We start from the raw sequence: 19,979 nt of genomic DNA, 5'->3' as shown, positions 1-19,979 counted from the left end.
ATTATCTTTGTCTTAGTAAGCTGTCTTGAATTGCAGCTGACATTAATTGAATACTTGTTGTTACAATGATTAACATTGTTGAAGGAATTAAAACATAACGAGGGAAAGTAGTAAAGATTTTTGAACCATCATTGATTAAGTTGCCTAATGTTGGAATATCTGTTATTGATAAACCAATGAAGGCTAAAGAAGTTTCTGAAAGAATAACACCTGGAATATGGAACACTATTTCAGTAACAAGAAGTGGTACAACTACTGGTAAGTAGTTAAGTAAAATTTTGTAGGTTGGAGTTCCAAGAATTCTTGAAGCACTAACTCATTCAAAGTTTTTAGCACGCATAACTTGTGAACGCATTTGGTTAGCAATTCCAGTTCAGGAAGTAAATGTTAAAGCAAAGACAATAACTCAAAATGTAGGTTTAAGAATAATAGTAATAACAATAAGAATAATAATAGAAGGCACATTTGAAATAATTTTAATAATGAAAGTCATTATTTTATCAAAGACTCTAAAATGTCCCATCATTATACCAATAGCTAAGCCGACAAACACTTGGATAAATGTTGCTACAAAAGCTAAAGCTAATGAATATCTTAAACCTCATCACAGTCTTGCTCAAATATCGCGGCCTAAAGCATCAGTTCCAAAAATGTGTCCATCTGTAAAGAAGATTAAATATCTTTTTTCAGTATTAACAGTATTAGGATCTTTGGTTGTAAAAGGCAAGAATATTGCGAGAATAATTAATAAAGCAAGAGCCACAAAACCAAATACTCCAGCAGTTGAACGACTGAAACGATAGAAGAATTCTAAAAATGGTTTCTTTTGTTTATGCATTGAAGAGGTTTCATGGAATTCAAGTAGGTTACCGATAATTTCTCATTTTTTATAGTTTAATGGTTGTAAGAAAGGATTTGGAGCTAAGTCCTTACCATGAATATTGTTTGGACTTTCTTGTCGACGTTTTTTCTTTTCAACTCAAGTTTTAAATCAATTCATAGTTTTTCCTTTCTATCTTCTTCTCACACGAGGATCAATGATTTGGTAAAGAGCATCACGACATGCGTATGAAAGAATTGTAATTAATGAGAATAATGTAACCATAAAGAGAATAATGTTGTAGTCTTTTGAAGTAATAGCTTGGATTAATAATCCACCACTACCTGTAATAAAGAAGATTTGCTCAACAAACATTGATCCAATAAAGCTACCAAAGATGACAACAGGGAAGAATGTAGCAATAGGGAATAATGAAGGTTTAAGAGCATGAGTTCAAACAAAACGACGTTTGCTTAAACCTTTTAAGTAGCAGAATTTAGCATGTTGAGAATTTAATTCTCGATTTAATTCTGTACGAATATATTTAATATAAACAATAATTGAACCTAAACTTAAGGCTAATCCTGGTAATACATATGTAGCAATATCAAGCTCATTAAACAAGTAAGGCATATTTAAGCTTCGGCCTATTAATAAGAGCAATAGGGCAAAAACTAATGATGGAATTGATGAGAATACTGAAACAATTAATGTTGCAATATGGTCTGGTAATTTATCAGGATTCATACCAACATAAACACCAACAGGAATTCCTATAATTAATGTTAAGAATACTGAGAAAATACCTATCATGAAACTTTTAAGGAATCTAACTCAGACAAATGAATTAATTTTTTCACCAGGGAAAACTGAGAGTGAAACTCCAAAGTCTCCATGAAGTAAGTTTCCTAAATAAATTCAATATCTTTGATAAAGCGGCAAGTTAAGTCCATATTGAGCTTCAGCTGCTTGCCGAGCTGCATCATCTAGTCCAGCTGAAATAGTAGTTGAACCAGGCACAGAGTTAATTAAGAAGAATGTAATTGTTATAACTACTCAAGCAATTAGTAAGAACTCTAAAATCATTCATGAAATTTTGAATAACACTTTTAGAGCAGGAGATTGAATGTTAAAAATTCTTGATCATCATCTATTATCTTTTTTAGCTTTACCGCTAAAATCAACTTCACGGTTATAAAGATTATATTGATCTTTATTTACTGTGCCAGTGAAATAATTTTGATCATTTCTTTTTTGCATTTTGTCTCATTTCTAAGATTTTATGACTGTAGGCAAGGTTGCTCTTGGAGGTTTTGCCACGTCATAAGCAAATTGTAATGAGTAGGTGAATAAGCTTTCTGTTCCATTAACTCTTGAAATTTCTCAGTAAGTATCAACTTCCATTAATGGTACAACCGGAGCTGCATCACGAATAATTTTTTCTAAAGCAGTAATAATACCAAAAGCACTTTGTTCAGTTCAACCTTCTGCTTTTTCTTGTTCATTGAATTGGTTTGAAAAGAATCTTAAATATCTTTCAGTAAATTTAGTAATTGTTTCATGTTTAGCATCTTTTTGATCAACATAAGTTTTTCTGAATGCTAAATCAAGAATTTTGTTTCATTGTTTTGTTTCCATATTTAGTCTTTTAATTGTTTCATCAACTAAAGCTGCATTATTTGAAATTAATTTTTGAGTTTTATCATCTCAAACATAACCTAAGCTTTCAAAGTAGTTTTGGTAAGTTCAACTACCAGAAGGGTTGTTTCTAAAACCAGTGGTTTTTTGATTCTTTCTATCAATTTCATCTGGTTTGAAGAAGACTTTAACATAACTATAACTATCTGAGCCAAAAGTATCAAAGTTTCTATAAATAAGATCATATTTACCTGTAGTTCTAAAGTCTTCATAAACGTTTTCAGGTAAACCTTGAACATCAATAATTAAGTAGTCACCAAAAGCTTTTTTGATAAAGTCTTTAAGTGCAATACCTGCATTTTGTTGTTCATCAGTTGAGTTAGAAATATATTTAAGAGTTACTTGTTTTACATCTGGATGTTTATCTTTGAATCTTTGCATGTAAGCTCTAGCTATTTCTAAGTTATAACCTAAATCAGTTCTATCAACATGTTCATTATTGTATTGTTTTGCTAAGTGGTCAACGTGATTATAGTTTTGAATTGGAATTTTTTTGTCAGAAACTTTTGTTTTCATAAAGTCATGATCAAAACCAATTTCAACAGCATCACCAAAGCTTGATGATCCTTGACCAAAAGCAGTTCAAGTAATAACTGGGAATGATGAGTTTCAACCAACTATGTTTAGCATTTCGTTCCGATTAATTCCAAAATATAGGGCATTACGTAAATCAACATCATTAATTAAAGAATTTTTATTGGTTTCTTGATCCAAATTAAAGGCAAGGGCTATAGTACCAAAACCTGAAGATTTTTTCATAAATGGACGATAACTTTTGTTGGTTCAATAATTAATTTGTTGAACAGCTGGAATTTTAGTTGCAGCTATATAACCATCATCATACATAGCTGAATTAATATTTGCATCTGAGCTAAAGTAGATTTTAATTGAATCACTAATTGTTTTAGTAGATGAATAATAAGTATTATTTTTAACTAATTCCATATAACCTTGAGGACCTAAAACTATATTTTTAATATAGAAAGGGCCATTAGTTAAAAATTTAGATTTATCTAAACCGAATTCTCTAATGCCACCAATACTTTCAACAAATTTTCTATTAACTGGAATTAATGTTGATTGAATATCGCTGTAGGCATTTGAAAGAGAAGTAGGTTCATTGCTATCATATTCAACTCTTAGTGAAAATTCATCGAGAGCAAGTACCCTATTTTCCATAAATTCTCTTGAGTCAATTGAGTTATTATTTAAAGTATTTTCTTTGCCATAAAGTTTGTTAACTTCTTGGTTGTATTCATTAATATCTTTTTCAAAAGATACATTTTTGTTCATTCTGCTTTTAAGCTTTTTAGCTTTTTTAACTAAAGGCTTAAATTTTGTTTCAGAATAACTTTGACGAGGATCAAAATAAAGATATTTTCTAATTTTTGTTGCAATTCTTTGAGGAATTAATTTTAATTCTTCAGCTGTGTGACGACTTAATGAATATTCTGGATTAGGTAACATCACCGTTGTAATTTCATCATTTTCGTTAAAGTCTGGTGAATAAGGAATGGCTGCTAAGATTGTTTGATTATCATAATTTCAATACATACGTCCCGAATAAAGGCCTAATTTTAGAGCTTCTTCTTTAATTTTTTCAACTTCAGCTTTATCAGCCTCATTTTCTAATTGACAAGCTCATGGTTTGTAATTAGGATTTAAAACATCATAAATTCATTGTCCATTTTCTTTAATTAATTTTGGATAAGCAAATGGATTTGAATAAGCCTTTTTGTGTTTTTTAATGTACTCTTGTTGAGCATCAATAAGGCTACTGCTTGATCTAAATTTTCTTTGCAAAATGTTTGTTTGTTTTTGACTACCAGTATTAATATCAAGAATGTAATGCATTGCATCAATGTAATCATCAGCAGTTACTATATCATTATTACTTCATCTACTTTCGCCTCTATTTAAAGTTATATGAAGTGAAAGGATTTTATTATTTTTAGTCATAACAACACTAACAGGTTGATACTCAGAACGGTCAGTGTTAATTGTTCCTGGCGCAGAACCAAATTGATCTAGAGGATAAAAACGACCAGATGCTTCTTTTGGAGCACGATTATTTGCTATGTAATCATCCATAGAATTACTTTTGTCATCATTACCATAAACTCCCATAGGAATTTCTGGCAAACTTAAAATTCTTTTAAGAGCTTCATTAGGACCTGTTTTTAATGGACTTTCTACAATAGAAGGTAAAACTTTTGAAACTGAGTTAAATTTCAAGTAATTTAATGAGTTAATAGGTTCAGTTACTAGACCAAGATCATAGTTTGTTTTATATGCTTTATTACCACATGAAACAGCTACTATGCTGGCAGTACTAATAGTACTTAAACTAGCTAAAGATAATATTAATTTATTTCTTTTCATTTTCTAAACCTCCTGTTTTATAGTTATTTTGGTTAAATAACCCCATTAAATTGATCTTGCACTCTAAGTCTAAAGTTACCATCAGCATCTCTATAAATTGATATAGGTGCTTGTGAGAAAGTTTTGCCATTTTCTGAGATTGAATCTCAGGTTCCTAAGTCTGCTTCTAAGGCTTTATTTCCTTGTTCATCTGAAGCAAAATATACATAATATTCTTCATTTGTATCAAGTAATCTATTTCTATATCTAGACATAATTGCATAATCTGAAACTCAAGCAACAAATCCAGTACCTTTTTGATGACCATTTTTATCTGTAAAATCAAATGGTTCATCAATTAAGTAGTGACGTACTTTTTCCCCATTTTGGTGACGAATTTCATTATTAACTTGTTGTTCTTTGTAATAGAACATATTGCTTGCATTTTGTTTTGTAATGCGAAGCGTTTTTACTTCGCCTGTTCTAACATTTTTGAATGCTAAATAATTTGCTTTATCAGCTATTGCAGTTGATAAGTAACCAAACATTGCAACTGCATCTTTATCTGAATCTCTTCAAATGCTGGTGATATTTCTTCTTCCAACACCTTGAGATTGAATGTAATATTGTCAGTAAGCTCTGGCTCTTGTTTTAACTACTGTTCCAGTTAAATCTTTAATTCTGATAGTATCATCTTTGATGTCTTTACCTTGATCATCATAAAGTTTAAAGTCTAAGAAATCACGATATCAACGGTCTTTGAATCAACCATTATTAATAGTTTTAAATTGTCCAAAGTAATTATTTTTATAATTTTGGCCATATTGCATATTGTCTTGATTTGCAAATACTCTTTCAATAAATCTAGTATTAAGAATTTGAGATCTTCTTCTTGCTTCTTCATTTAGCATTTTTTCAAAGTTTAAAATTGTATCTCTAACACCAGAACCATTTTTGTCACCTCTAAAATTAATTAATAAGTCTAATCATCTAGAAGTTGCAGCCCCATCAACAACATATTCAAGACCAGTATTTGATTCACTTAAATTACTTAAATATGAAGGCATGTTACCAAAGTTTGAATTTGATGGACTATAAGTAATTTGTAAGTTGTCACGGTTAATAACCTCTGCAAAGTTATATGTATAGTCTGTAAAAAATTCATTAAATTTACGTTCAGTTTTTGAACCGTAGTAATCAAGAACATCTTGAGAAGGTTTTGCTTTTTTGAATATACCTTTACCAAGTGTTAATAAAAGACCATAAACTGAGTTTTTACTTTCTAACATATTTCCAACTGTTTGAGAAGTATAACATGATGTTTTGCCATCAAAAATTAAGGCATCAAATAAGTTAAATTGATTTAATTGAGCACTTCATTCTTGAGCTTTTGCTTCATATGTTTTAATGTATTGTTCAAGTGATATTTCAAATTTATTAATGTCAGGGTTAATTGTGTTGAGTGTTGAAACACTTAAATCTCCATAACCGTTGTTTTGATCAAATATTCAACCATAATCATTATTATCTTTTAGATCTTGAATAGTTATATTTGACATTAACATACCTAAATTAGAATGCGAGAATCTAAACATAATTTCATTTGCAATTTCTTGCTCATTATTATTATGAATAAGTTTTGTATAGGCCTCTTTTTCTTTTGCTTCAAGGGTTTGATCTTCATCTATCGCAAGCCTTAAACCAGCAATAAATTTACTGAAGTCAACTTTGCCTTTTACATAATCAATATTTCAATTTACTACTTTAGTGTTTTTGTCCAATTTGGCTTGTTTTAAGTCTACTGAGACAAATTCAAGGAATTTTTTGTAATCAGTAAATGCAACATCTTTACCAAATAATTTTTGACTACCTTCAATTGAATAAAAGGCATTAAATAAGCTTAAGACAGGATCTTTTTCAATAATTTTTTCATTAATTGACATTTTTGAAACTTCATGAATTTCACCTAAAGCTGGTAATTTTTTTAATGTTTCACCATTTTTGTCTTTTGCAAATCATAAATGTTTGTTTTTATTATTTCCAATAAACTCAGGTGTAAATTTAGAATATCATTTCATTATTTTTTTAAGTTGTAATACGTCCGCCATATCAGCAACATAATTGTATAAAAAGTTATTTTCAAATGTTTGAGCTAAATTAATATTTGGTAAATATTGATGGTCTTTATCTACATAAAGAATGTGACCTTCACCACTATTAACTACATTATTAAATGAATCACCTGCTGTATTCATTGCAAACATTAAACTTGTTAAATCTTCGGGACGCTTAATTCCTAATGCATATTTTTTAATATTCGCATAAATTGAAGCTTGAGGTATTTTTTTATTTGATGGATAAATTAGCTTACCACTATTATCAAAATAAGGTAGTGGTTTTGAATCATCAATCAATTCACCTGTGTTGTTATTTCTATTATTAACAAAAGCTTTATAAGTTAAATTATTGACTAATTCAACTCAGTCATCATTTTTGCCAAGTAAAGTACTTAAATATAAATTAGAAAGTATAAACTTAGGTTCAAGACTTAAATCAGTAGCTGTTGTATCCCAACCATTAATGCTGTATTTTTCAACAATTAAACTTTTAATTGTTTCAATAATAGCTTTAATTTTACTATTTACATATTTAATAGCATTTGCATCATAATAAGGTGAGCTTTTGTCATTAAAGTCAACATGCAATGGAACATTAATAACTGGTGTACCATCTTCATTAAACATTAAAACTTTGTTTATTATTACATAATTACCTTTAGCATCTCTAACGCCTTCAACAACTTTAGGTAATAATTCACCATTAACTTCTTCAAACTCAACAATATTGCCTTTGCCATCTTTTAAAATACCTTTAAGTATTTCTAAACTTCCTGGTTTAAAGACATATCTTTGTTCAGTTTTATCTCAAACCATATATTTAGCTGTGCCGCCTCTTAATGATGGATTAATTGTACCTGAATGATGGTCAAGTGAGTTCATTAACCAAAGATCAAAAGCAGTTAGATATTTTTCATAATCGTCATCTAAACCATTTGCTTGACGACGAGCAATAACCGCTTCAAGAAGTCCTTTGAAGTTTTGCAAGAAACGACGTTTATTGTTTTTAAGTGTTGCAATAATATCGTCTTTATTTAATTTAGTACCTCAAATGTTTTCTTCATTTTCATTTTTATAAATTAAGTTTGGTTTACCATTAACTATTTCAATTTTTGGAATACCGAAAGTAATATATTCACCATAGTCAATTACAACGTTGTTTTCTTTTAACAAACGAGTTGTATTTAATTCTAAGTGTGTTCTAGCTTTAAGATAAAGTTCAAGAGCATCTTTTGAATAGTAGTTGTCAATATGAGGCGTAGCACCTGGAGTTAAAGCTGAAACATAAATAGGATTATTGCCTTTGTTTCCTAAATCATGAGCTCCATTTAAAGTAATATGGTGACCATATTCATGGGCTCCAACAAATTTTAAGAAGTCCGTTGAAATACCTTTGAAGTTAGGGTCAGTCATTTTTAAAATAGCTCATAAACTAACACGACTATCTTTTGTGAAACCTAAATATCTACCATTTTCAACTGTATATTCAATTTCACCTTTTTCATTTAATTTGCTTACTAAATGTTCACCTTCAAGTCATTCTCCAGCATAAGGAACTTCATGTAAGAGTTTTTCAGTCATGTCTTGGTAAGCATCAACAAAGACACTGTAACCTTTAACACTTTTGCCATTTTCATCACGGATGTTTCCTTCTTCTCTAATAAGAGTTGGAGTAACTTGTTTTTTGTAGTTTGCGGCTGTAAATAAGGCGTTTAGGGTACTTAGACGTTTGTCATTTACACTGGCATCAATGTTAAATTTGATGTATTTGTCACTGTAGCCATTTGCAAACATTTCTTTTTCATCTGTTAATATATTTCTTAATGTAACAACAAGTTTTGTACCATCTTTTTTAAGATGACTTAATCTTACAAAGTAAATATCTTTGTTGATTTTTTCAACACTATCATTAGCATTAACAAGTTTTTTCTTGCTTAAAATATCAATTAATTCGCTTCTACTTTTAGCAACAATAATACTGTCAGCATCTTTGTATTCAAATCCATTGTTTTTTGAATCATATAATGGAAATTCGCGACCTGAAATTAAGATTTCTCTAATTCTTGCATTAATTAACTCGCCAATCGCTGTTTTAATTGAAGCAATTTTAGAATTAGCTATTTTTTCAAAAGCAACAATATTTGGATTTAATAAGGTTAAGTATTCTCTATTAAATTCATTGAAGAAATTTGAAATTGGAGCTTGATATTTTAAAATTTTTTCAGTTTGTTTCATATGATCATCAACAGCTTTATTAAACAATTCTCATCTCATTCTTTGAACTTTGTTTAATGCTTTAGTGATATCAAAATGTAAGTCTGCTCCAACAAAAAGTTCAGAAGGTCCAAAAGTTGTTTTAGCTTTATTAAAGGCATCAAATAAATTAGCTTTAAGTCTATTGTTTAAATACGTATTGTGAGCTGATATTTCATTTCTTTTTTTTCTGATTCTATCTCTTTCAAGAGCAAAAGGTCCTCTTTCTTTATTAAGACGTTTTTTCTCATTTAAATCTGTTGTTGCTTTAATTTTTTGATCATATTCTTTAATAATTTTATCTAATTCTATTTCTCTTTTGTTAATAGAATTAATTTCAGCATTATTTTGTGAAATTAAATTATTAATTTGATTTGCATCTTGATTATCTAAATGATCTTTAGTAACTTTTACTGCTGTGAAGTAGCAAAATTTAGCTCAATCATATGTTCTTGTTTCAATAAAATCTTTTGAAATAGCCATACGCTCAAAAGCATTATCAAAAAGATTTATTGTTTTTAGATTTTCATCAATGTTATAAAGTTTATCAATAGTTTTTTGAAAACCTTCATTAATAATTGCTTCATATTTAACAAGTTTTTCATCTTGATTTAATTTAGGCATACTTTTTTCAATTGCTTCAATTCTACTTTTATCAATAATTTCCAAATGAGCTTTAATCACTGGATCATTAATATATTTAGGTGAAATTAAACCTGATGATTTAATAACAAATTGATTGAATAATGAATTGATTTTATCAATGCAATTTACAACATCTTTGTGGCCAAGAATATCTTCTGTTTTTTTAATTAAATCAATTGTTAAGGTTTTAATTTTCTTAAGTTGATTTGCAATTTCTTCTAATTTTGCCTTTTTATCTAATTCTAATTGGTAATGAATTCCTTTTACATTTTTTATTATTCAAGTAACAGCATCTTTTGTATCAGCAAGTCTTGCCTCATTATTTGTATTTTTAACATAAGATTCAATATCGATACTTTCATTTTTAATATAATTAGATAAAATTTTGACTTTAATAGTATCATTTAACAATTTAATAAATGAATCAGTCATCTTTCCATATTTACTTTTTTCAGACTCAATATTATCCAATTGATCTTTCAATCCTGCTGTTTTATAGGCATTTTGGGCTTTTTCTTTAAATTTATTGATTTCACTATTTGGATCATCTAAGTCTTTTAAAACATTGTTTAATTTTTTAATTAAAGGATCATTAGCACAACTTTTTTCCACTTCGATATTTAAACCGAGAATCATATTACCAATTTCTGAATTTTTAGCTAAACCATTAATAATTTTTGAATAATCTGGCATCAAATTAGAGAAAAATTCAATTTGGTTTTTAATGCTATTTTCGCTTGCTTTATATGCAAGTGTTGATTCTATTTCTTTATTAATTGCTTCTTTATATAGTGAAGTTTCAATTTTATTAGCAACATCCAAAACTGCTTTTTTAGTATCAAAACGTTCTTTAATAGGCGCTAATTCATTTTCTGCCTTTTTAATTTTTCCTTTGAGTTCATCTAATTTTTCAGCTTTTTTTGCTATATTTAATTTTTGTTCTATTTCCTTTTTAAATCAATCAGTACGTTCTCTAATAGCTCTTCTCAATTGACCATTGATAAGTGTTTTAACTCATTTATCAATATTTCAAATTGGTTTACTATTAATTTCATTAATTCAACTCAATAAATTAGAATCTAAATCATAAGCATCCAAATATGTGTGCGTACCATTTGTAATGCCTTGTTTAATTTCTAATAAATTGCTAATTGCTAATTTAATTTCTCTTAAAACATCATTTATATGATAAATAGCTGTTTTGGTATTGTCATAAAGTTTAGCTATTTGTTTTAGTAATTCAATTATTTCAACTTTTCTTTCAGCAGTTATTTTAGGATCTTTATATTCAACTTGTAATTGATTTATTTTTGCATTTATATTGTCAAGTACAGTTTGATGAGTGCTAATTCTGTTTGTTAAATGTGTTGCAACTTGATTCAACTCATCTTCTTCTTGTGCATAAGAATCGAACATTCTTTCTTTTGCTTTTTTAGTAACAGAAATTTTTTTGTTGTTATTGTCCTCAATTTCATAAGTCATATCAACTTCAAAAGCATCATTGTAAGGCTTAATTAAAGGTGTGTATTCTGCTTTTAGATCTTCTCAAAACTTTTTGTTAAGATTATATAAATTTTCATCAGAATTAACTTCAACTTGAATTTTAGCAACTAATTCAGCTTGAGATAATAACACTTTATTTTTAAAGTCTTTAAAGTATCGATTTGTTTTTTCAATTTCCGAAATGAAAATTGATACTTGATTATAAGTTGTAGGATTTTTAAGTATTTCTAATACTTGTTTTCCTTTTAAATCTGCTGCTTTGAATTGTTCATCAACAACTTTTGCAATATAAGTCGGCATGTGAGTATTAATATTTTCTTCAAATTTATGAAGAATTCTATTGTATTGTTCAATAACAACAGGATCGGCAAAATTTGCTGTTTGAGTCATATAAAGGATTTTGAAGTTTTCTAACTCAATTTTTCTTTCAATTGTTTCTAATTCAAGTCTTTTTTGTTTGTATTCATTAATTAAACTTTGATGAAGTTCGGCTATTTTTTTCGCAGTTTGAAGATTTAAATCGAGTTTACATAACAAAATAAGTTGATTTGTACTTATATATCAAGATTTGTTTGCTACTTTATTGTAAGTTTCTTCTCATTATTTTTTCAATTGGTCAAATTGATAAGTGATTGATAGCAATTGAGCTTGCAATAAAGTTTTGTCTTCTTTAGGATCATTTTGCTTTTCTATAATCTCAAAACGTTTAACTTGCAATGCTTTAAGTTGTGAATAAAGATTAAAAGCTGTAGCATCTCCAGCTTTAATTTTTTCTTCAATTCTAGTGTAATATTTTTTGTAGCCTTCTTTATGATGAGGATTGGTTGCTGTTGATAATCCATTGTAAACAATATCAATGTATTCAAGTATATTTTTTGAATCATATTGATCAAATTTTTCTATGATGTTAAATTTAGTAAGAGGGTAATCACCATGATTTCCTAAAATTAAATAGTTTTCTGGAAGAGTTTCATTTTTAGTTATAAATGGTGTAAATAAACCTTTAATTCTTTTTGAAATCAATTCAGTAAATTCAGTATTTCAAGCCATTAATTGTTTTTGTTTGTTTTGTAATTCTTTTCTATTTTTAATAGTTTTTGAATATTCTATTTTGTATTTTAAATCTGGGTTATTTTTGTTGAAATCTTCTTCAAGTGATGAAACATTTTTTGTATAAACATAAAAGCCATCATTGTTACTAATTTCATCAATATTTTTGCTGCGAATGTAACCATCTAAGTTATAAAAGTTTCTTCAATTAATTTGTTGAAGACGTGAAATATCAACTAATGAGTCAATAGCTATTAGTTGGTTTGGTAAGTATGCAATATCAGTTGTGTAATATGAGTAAGGAACAAATTTTACTGTTTCATAGGCTTTTCCATCAAAATAAGGAGTTGTAATTTTTTTGATTTTTTCATTATATTCAAAATGAATTAGGTCAAATTTATTTGCTAATTCTTTTTTGTATGTATAAATATTTTTGCCTGCTGGAGCAACTAAATCTTCTGTGCTTTCATCTAATTGTTTATGTAATTTAACATCTTTTTCTTCATAAAAATCATGAATTAATTGTGCTAAACTTCTTAAAGCGTTTAAGGCTTCAGGTGTTTGATTCTTTTCAATTTTTGAATCTTTTTCTATTTCTTCAGTAGTTGATTTAACCTTAGCATCAATAGTTTCTTTTGTTTCTTTAAGTTTGTCTTCTTTAGCTTTTTGAGTTATAAATTTTCAAAGCTTGTTTTTTACATTTTGTAATTGTTTTTTTGTTGCATTAATATTGTTTTTAAAGTTATTAATTTCTTTAAATAATTCATTTCTTTCTTTAACAAGTTTTTCTTGTTGTTCTTTAGTTTTTGCTAGTTTATCTTTTAAGTCTTGATTTGAAGGATCACTTTTTAGTTGTTCTTCTAAATCTTTAATTTCATTATTCTTTTGATTTATTTTTTGTTTAACTTCACTAAGCTTAGTTTCTTTTTGAACTACTTTATTTTGTTTATCAGTAATTTCTTCTTCAAATTTTGCAACTTGAGCTTTAAAGTTTTCTTGTTCTTGAAATTCTTCATCTAATTGAGCTTTAGTTTCATTTAATTTAGTAATTTCTTGAATAGTTGGTTGAATTGCAATAACCGCTTTAACATAATTATTAATTTCTTCTTCGCTAACATTTTTGTTTGCAATTTTTCTAATATTGTTTATAAATTCTTCTTTTAATAAGTTAATTCTTTCAAGTGATTCATTGTAACCACGAGCAATATTTACAACTTTATCATTTTTAACTCATTCATTTTTAGGATTTTTATGAGTAATATCTTCAAAATTATTAAAAACATCAAAACTTGTTCCATCTTCAAAAGTAATATTTAAGTAACTATCCATAATATTTGCATTTTTAGCAATAGGGTTGGAACCTTTATGAATATTAGTAATAGTTTTTGACTAATTTAACATTTTGAGCAATGTTTTTAATAATGTTAAATTCATCTGTATTTTTGTATTTTTCTAAAGCAATTAGTAAATTCTTTCTAGCAGTTTCTTCATCTTTTCCTTGAATTAAAGTTAAATATGGATTAGCTCACATTAATCTGCTTAATTCAATATTATCTAAGGTGTATTGTTTTAATTGTTCTTTTCAATTACCTTCAATAACTCAAACTTTTTGATTAATTAATGTTCTATAATCAAGAAGATTTCTAAAACCATAATTGTCTAAAGTTGTTTTTGAATAATTACTAATTGCATTGTAATTTGAAATGTTAGCCAAAAAATCTTTTAACTGTTCTGATGTTAAAAGTTTTTGGTTTACTTTATAAACTAAAGAATCTTGAGCATTACCAGCTCCACTTAATTCTGAGTAAATTGGTAGTGTTCCAAAGAAAGCATCTGGGTAGAATTTAATAGTAGTTAACTCTTTATTTTTACTTGAGTGAGCACCTAAAGTAATGCTATTTCCATGCATTTCAACACCCTTAACAATTGAGAATGATTTAAGAGTAATAATTTCTGGGCCTCAAGAAACATTGGTCATAAATCAGTTAGTAAATTTTTGAAATTCTAATGGACTAACTGCTTCAATATATTCATTGTAAAAATTAAATGAACCATATTTAATGTTTAAAAATGGTAGATTATGATGTTCACGATAATATTGATCTAAAAATTCGTCAACACTAATAGCTTGACCATTTTCTTTAATAACTTGATTTTTAGCAAAGTCAAATTTTGCAACTTTTTTACTTTTGTCTGTTGTCACAAAATTACTTTCAGCTTTATCAACACTAACAAAATAATTCTTAAAGTCTTTAGGATTACCCGTATGTGCCTTGCCAAGTTTTTCATCTGAATTTTTCGCACATCCATAAAGTGAACCTAATGTAATTGCAGTTGCTGCAGCAAGCACACCTGCAGAAATTACATATTTAGGTCAAACATGAGTACGAAAATTGAATTTTGGTTTTTTCATATTTTCCTTTCGTTGATATTGCATTGTTATTTAGAAAGCAAACAAAAATGTGCCTTTTTTGAGCACATTTAAGCATTAATTACTTTTGATAAATGAACTCGACATATTTGTTACTAAAAGCAGGATTTGATGATAATCCTCCTCAATTGTTTAATACAAAATTAGCAACAAATTTTTTCATTTTCTGTCCCTTATTATTATAACAATAATAAAAGTATATATTAAAAAGGTAATAAGACAAGCAAAAAATATACATAAAGATATTTTTTAAGGCCTAAATTTCACTTTTTAAAATTGCAAATTAAAAAAACTAGAGCACTATAAAACTCTAGTAATTTAATAATTAAGCTTTACTAATTAAAGTGTTTAAAAAGCGATAAATTGAAGGCTGATTTTCTGCAAATCTAAAGTTAGAAACACGATAAATTGGGTATCCTTTAACTGACATAAAATCAGTTTTTATTCTTTTTTCAATGAAATCATCAATTTCAATGTCATCACTTGAACTATCTACATTTAAGCCAACTACAAATTGGCTTTTATTATCCAAAATTGCTAAATCAATGTTATAAGAACCTACACAGTAATCTTGGACAACTTTGATTTCATTTGAAAAGTTTTGTTCTTTAATTCATTTTTCTAACTCATACATAAATTGGCTTTTATCATTAAAAATTAAGCCTGCTACTACATTTGCGTATTCTTTTTGTCTGTTTTCATTTAATTGAATGTAGTTTAATCAACGTTTAAATGTCATCAAGTTTTCACTCTTAGCATCAACTTCACTAGTTTTGATACTTTTAATAATTATCATTTTATCTTTAGCTCTAGTAATAGCAACATTTAAAGCATTTCGACCTTTTTTAGAACCAATGTAAGTTGAATGTAAAGCAGTTTTACCAGTATAACCTACTGAAGCAATAACTAATTCTGCTTCATCGCCTTGGATGTTTTCAATGTTTCTTAAGATAACTTTGTCTTCTAATTCAGCAAAGATTTTTGGACTATTTAAGGCAATTTGTTCACGAATGTAATCTTGTTGTTTTCTATTGAATGCTAGAAGAATAATTGAGTTGTATTTTTTGATATTCTTTTCACAAACTTGGATCATTTTTTCACATTCAACTTCATTTTTATTGTCAACTCATTGACCATCAACATCAATAACTTCAACACTAGTTTTTTCTTTTCTTGGATAGTTATCCAAACCTTTAAGGCCTGATTCATAGAATTCTTTTGAAGAAAATAAAACAAGCTCACTAGCATTTGAACGGTAATTCATTTCAAGTAAATATTTAGGCAAGTGATTATGAATTGCTCAATCTAATAATGAGGTAATTTCTTCTTCACTATATTCATCTTCATTTTCATCACGAGTATTAAATCAGTTACTTGGCTGCATTTGTTGATTATCGCCAGCAACAATAACTTTGTCAGCTATTGAAATAAAAGGAATGGCTTTTTCAATGTAAATCTGACTAGCCTCATCGAAGATTACATAATCATAATGGTCATTTTCAAAATCAATAAAGTTACCTAAAATTTCAGGTGTACCAACATAAATGTTGTATACATTTTTAATGATATCTTTAAACAATGAACTAATAATATAAGGAGGTGTAATTTTACGTTCTAAACGTCCAAAAAATTTGTTTAATTTTTGACGTTGTGCTTCACTTTTTTGACGATAGTCATCTAAACGTTTTTTAGCTTCAAAAGCATTATTTTCATAAATCATTTCTAATAGTTCAGGTGTGGTATTATCTGACTTTTTAGTTTCTAAAAATTTGTTGTAATCCTTTTCATTTTTATCAAATTCAATAAATGAATTAAGTCTAATAAAGTTTGACATTTGTACAAGATCATTGATGTCATATCTACTTAAATTTTTATTGTAGAATTTAATGATTTTTTTCGATACATTTCATAGTCTTTTAAACTCTGCTGGTAATTTAGTAAAAATAGTTGCATATTTTTTCAAATAACCTGTTTTATAGGCTATTTCGCGTTTTGAAAGTGTTTTATAATTGTTGAATATTTTTAAAAATTTATTCTTAGAAAATAGTTCATTATATAACTTATAAAATTGAATAAATTTTGGTATATTTTGTTCAATTTTTCCCTTATTTTTTAGGTTAAAATAACAGTTTAAGTCTTTTGAAAATATTTCACCAATTTCACTTTTTGCATCTAAATATTTGAACTCTCCTTTAGAGAAAAAGCTTGAATTATATTTAGAAATATCATGGTTTTCTTGGACTTCATTAATTTCTTTAAAATACTCAATAATTGGTTTATAAAAGTATTCTTTTTCACTTTGATTTACTTTAGCTGTTTCAGAGAATTGAAACATCATATTTTGATATTTTCCAAGACGTTTTAAAACAACATCTAAAGCTACTTTCTTTTGAGAAATAAATAAAGCTTTTTTGTTTTCTTTCGCAATGTTAACTAAGATATTTGCAATAGTTTGACTCTTTCCTGTACCAGGAGGACCAATAATAATTGCTGAATTATTTAGTGTTCCTATAATTGCTTTTTCTTGACTAAAATCTGATGGTGTTACACGTGCAATATTGCCTTTGCCTAATGCTTTTTCATAAGCTGTTTTAGTATAATCTTTTAAGTCATCTATTTCAATCAAGTTGTCTATTTTGTTATTTAAAATTAAATTAATCATTGCTTCACGCAATTTAGTACCGCCTGGATTTGCTTCAATTAATACAGTTCCGGGAAATAGTTCGACACAACCATTATTTTCTAATTGGACTTTAGAATATTCAGCAAATGGTTCTTGGAATATAGTTTCTTTATAATCTAAATTGTTCAAATATTTACTGTCTATATTTTTAATACTGTTTAATGCTTCAGTCAAAGTAACTTCTTCGCCGTCAACTAAAATAGGTAAATTAAATTGACTGTGTTGTTCAAGTAAATATTTAACTTTTTCATTAATAATGATGTTTTGATCAGCATTTTCTAAGAAAACTGATTGATTGCTAATTGTAATTTTTACAGCCTTTAAAATATAAGGTGCATATAAACAAACCTCATCTTTTCTATATTTAACAAAATAAGTCCCAATAAATAAAGGTCAAATATTTGTTTCTGAATAAATTTCTTCAACTCTTTTGGCATTGCTTTTTCAAGTTTTAATAAAGTTGCCATTAGCATCTAATATTCTATGTTTATAAACATTAAGTCATTTAATAGAATCTTTTGCCAAGTTTTCTGCCATTTTTGGTGTAATTTGAACATCATTTTCTTTAGTTCAGACTTCAAATTGACTAACTGTATTAATGTTTTTTAATTCATTTAGTTTTTTAGAATCAAAAGAATTTTTGAGTGCAATTTTAAATTCAACATTGTTTAAAATTTCTCTTAAGTTTTTAATTCCAATAAGTTTTTTAAGATCTAAAGATAAATTTGAAGTCTTAAAAAATGTCGCATTATCGCCTTTACTTTTAATATCTAAAAGGTTATTAACTAATTTTTTATGTTTTGATGCATACATTTTTTGAACATCAATTCTTTTAATAGAGTTTGTATCGTTTGCAAAAATTTGTTTCATTTTTCCCTCCTGATATTTATTTATTATATATAAACGAATAGTTATAAATAAGTAAATAATTAAAATAATTTTTAATATTAAAAAATAACTATTTTTTAAATAAAAAATGGTTAAAAAATTAGCTCTAAAAAGTTAAAAAAATAAGTCCTAAAAAAGAACTCAATTTGACTAATATTATTGTTTTATAGATTCTTTAGCAACGATTTTTCTAACTTCAACTAGTTTTGTTTCAGCTTCTTCTATTAATTTTTCAGCTTGTTTGTATAAATTAATGGAATCCTCTAAATCAATGTTTGATCCGAGTTTGTTGCTAATTTCATCTATTTGATTCATGATTTGATTAAATTTTAATTTTTCTGACATAATTTCTCCTTATTTTTTATTAACTTTTTGTACAACTACTTCAGCTATACCATCTTTTAATTCAATGTAAAGTTTTTTATCAACTTTAACTTGTTTTATTGTTTTAATTATTTGGTTGTTTTCATTTGTAACTTTTGCAAAACCTTTTTCTAATATTTTTAATGGATTACGTTGAATAACTTTTTCTTTTACTATTGAAAAAGTTGCTAATTGATTATTGAAACAATGCAAGGCTTGATTCTTGAATCTCGTTTTAGCCATTTCAAATTTTGCTTGTATTTTTTGTAAGAATAATTCTTTGCTGCTTTTAACTAATTATTTAAATTCTTTAATTTTAGTTTCTAACTTTTGTAATAAAAGAATTTTATGATTTTTTATAAATTCTTTAAATTTATTAACTTTATTTTCATATTGTTCAATTATTAACTCTGGTTTAAATTCATAAATTTTTTGAGCCAATTTTTTTAATTTATTTTGACTATCCAAAAGCATTTTGTTAATATAATTTTGATTTCTTGCTCGATAGTTTCTTAATAAACTTAGAATTTCTTCCTTATCAGGCACAACTAATTTTGCTGCTCCTGTTGGAGTATTACCATAAGCATCTGCTATTAAATCACTAAAACTAATATCATCTGTATGACCAATAGCTGTAACAATTGGAATTTTACTTTCAACAATAGCATTAACAATTGCTTCTTGGTTAAAGATTTCTAAATCAACTGTACTTCCACCACCACGAGCAATAATAATAACATCAAAGTTTTCTTTATTAGCATTTGCAATTTGCTTCGGTATATCAATTAAGGCTTGTTGGCCTTGAACTGATGAATTAAATAATTTTAAATTTGCAATTGGAAATCTTGATAAAACAGTTGTATAAACATCTCGAACTGCTTGACCACTTTCTGCAGCAATAACCGCAATATATTCACAGTATTTTGGAATTGGTCTCTTTCTATTAGGATCAAAATAACCTTTTGATAAATAAAGTTTCTTTAATTTTTCTTTTTCAATTTTCTCTTTTGAATAAGTATCTAAATCAATAATTTGTTCAATTGAATAAGAAACTGAATTATTTAAAGAATATGGCGATATGCTAACATTCATAAAATAAGCATGACTATAAAGATCTTTATTGTTACTTGTTATATCAATTCCAATATTCGGAATCTTGCTTGCTCA

The 19,979-nt window shown here is 27.1% G+C and carries 8 protein-coding genes and 1 pseudogene; all 9 read right to left on the bottom strand.

What is annotated here, in order from left to right:
- Position 1 precedes the first annotated feature (1 nt).
- On the bottom strand, positions 2-1,000 hold the full coding sequence (locus MBIO_RS01350; protein ID WP_013354441.1) for an ABC transporter permease: 999 nt from the start codon (positions 998-1,000) through the stop codon (positions 2-4).
- Positions 1,001-1,012: 12 nt separating this feature from the next.
- Positions 1,013-2,080, bottom strand: a complete 1,068-nt coding sequence (locus tag MBIO_RS01345; RefSeq protein ID WP_013526732.1) for an ABC transporter permease — start codon at positions 2,078-2,080, stop codon at positions 1,013-1,015.
- A gap of 12 nt (positions 2,081-2,092) precedes the next feature.
- Complete coding sequence (locus MBIO_RS01340) at positions 2,093-4,900, bottom strand: ABC transporter substrate-binding protein (RefSeq protein ID WP_013526731.1); 2,808 nt, start codon at positions 4,898-4,900, stop codon at positions 2,093-2,095.
- Between the two features lie 32 nt (positions 4,901-4,932).
- Positions 4,933-11,934 carry a rhoptry family protein gene (locus MBIO_RS01335; protein ID WP_013526730.1) on the bottom strand — a complete coding sequence of 2,334 codons (7,002 nt, stop codon included), beginning with the start codon at positions 11,932-11,934 and terminating at the stop codon, positions 4,933-4,935.
- 63 nt (positions 11,935-11,997) lie between these two features.
- On the bottom strand, positions 11,998-13,776 hold the full coding sequence (locus MBIO_RS01330) for a hypothetical protein (RefSeq protein WP_041594196.1): 1,779 nt from the start codon (positions 13,774-13,776) through the stop codon (positions 11,998-12,000).
- A 43-nt stretch (positions 13,777-13,819) separates the two neighbouring features.
- Complete coding sequence (locus tag MBIO_RS01325) at positions 13,820-14,860, bottom strand: PDxFFG protein (protein WP_041594195.1); 1,041 nt, start codon at positions 14,858-14,860, stop codon at positions 13,820-13,822.
- 343 nt (positions 14,861-15,203) lie between these two features.
- A complete protein-coding gene (locus MBIO_RS01320; RefSeq protein WP_041594194.1) occupies positions 15,204-18,431 on the bottom strand; it encodes a DEAD/DEAH box helicase in 3,228 nt (1,075 codons plus the stop codon).
- 174 nt (positions 18,432-18,605) lie between these two features.
- Positions 18,606-18,794: an exodeoxyribonuclease VII small subunit gene (gene xseB / locus MBIO_RS01315; protein ID WP_013354436.1), complete on the bottom strand. Its 189-nt coding sequence runs from the start codon at positions 18,792-18,794 to the stop codon at positions 18,606-18,608.
- Positions 18,795-18,803: 9 nt separating this feature from the next.
- A pseudogene (gene xseA / locus MBIO_RS01310) lies at positions 18,804-19,904 on the bottom strand (exodeoxyribonuclease VII large subunit).
- Positions 19,905-19,979 lie beyond the last annotated feature (75 nt).

Origin of the sequence: Mycoplasmopsis fermentans PG18, from assembly GCF_000209735.1 — a bacterium.
GTDB lineage: Bacteria > Bacillota_I > Bacilli_A > Mycoplasmatales > Metamycoplasmataceae > Mycoplasmopsis > Mycoplasmopsis fermentans.
The sequence above is the reverse complement of the archived record's forward strand: the minus strand, read 5'-3'. Positions and strand labels throughout refer to the sequence as shown.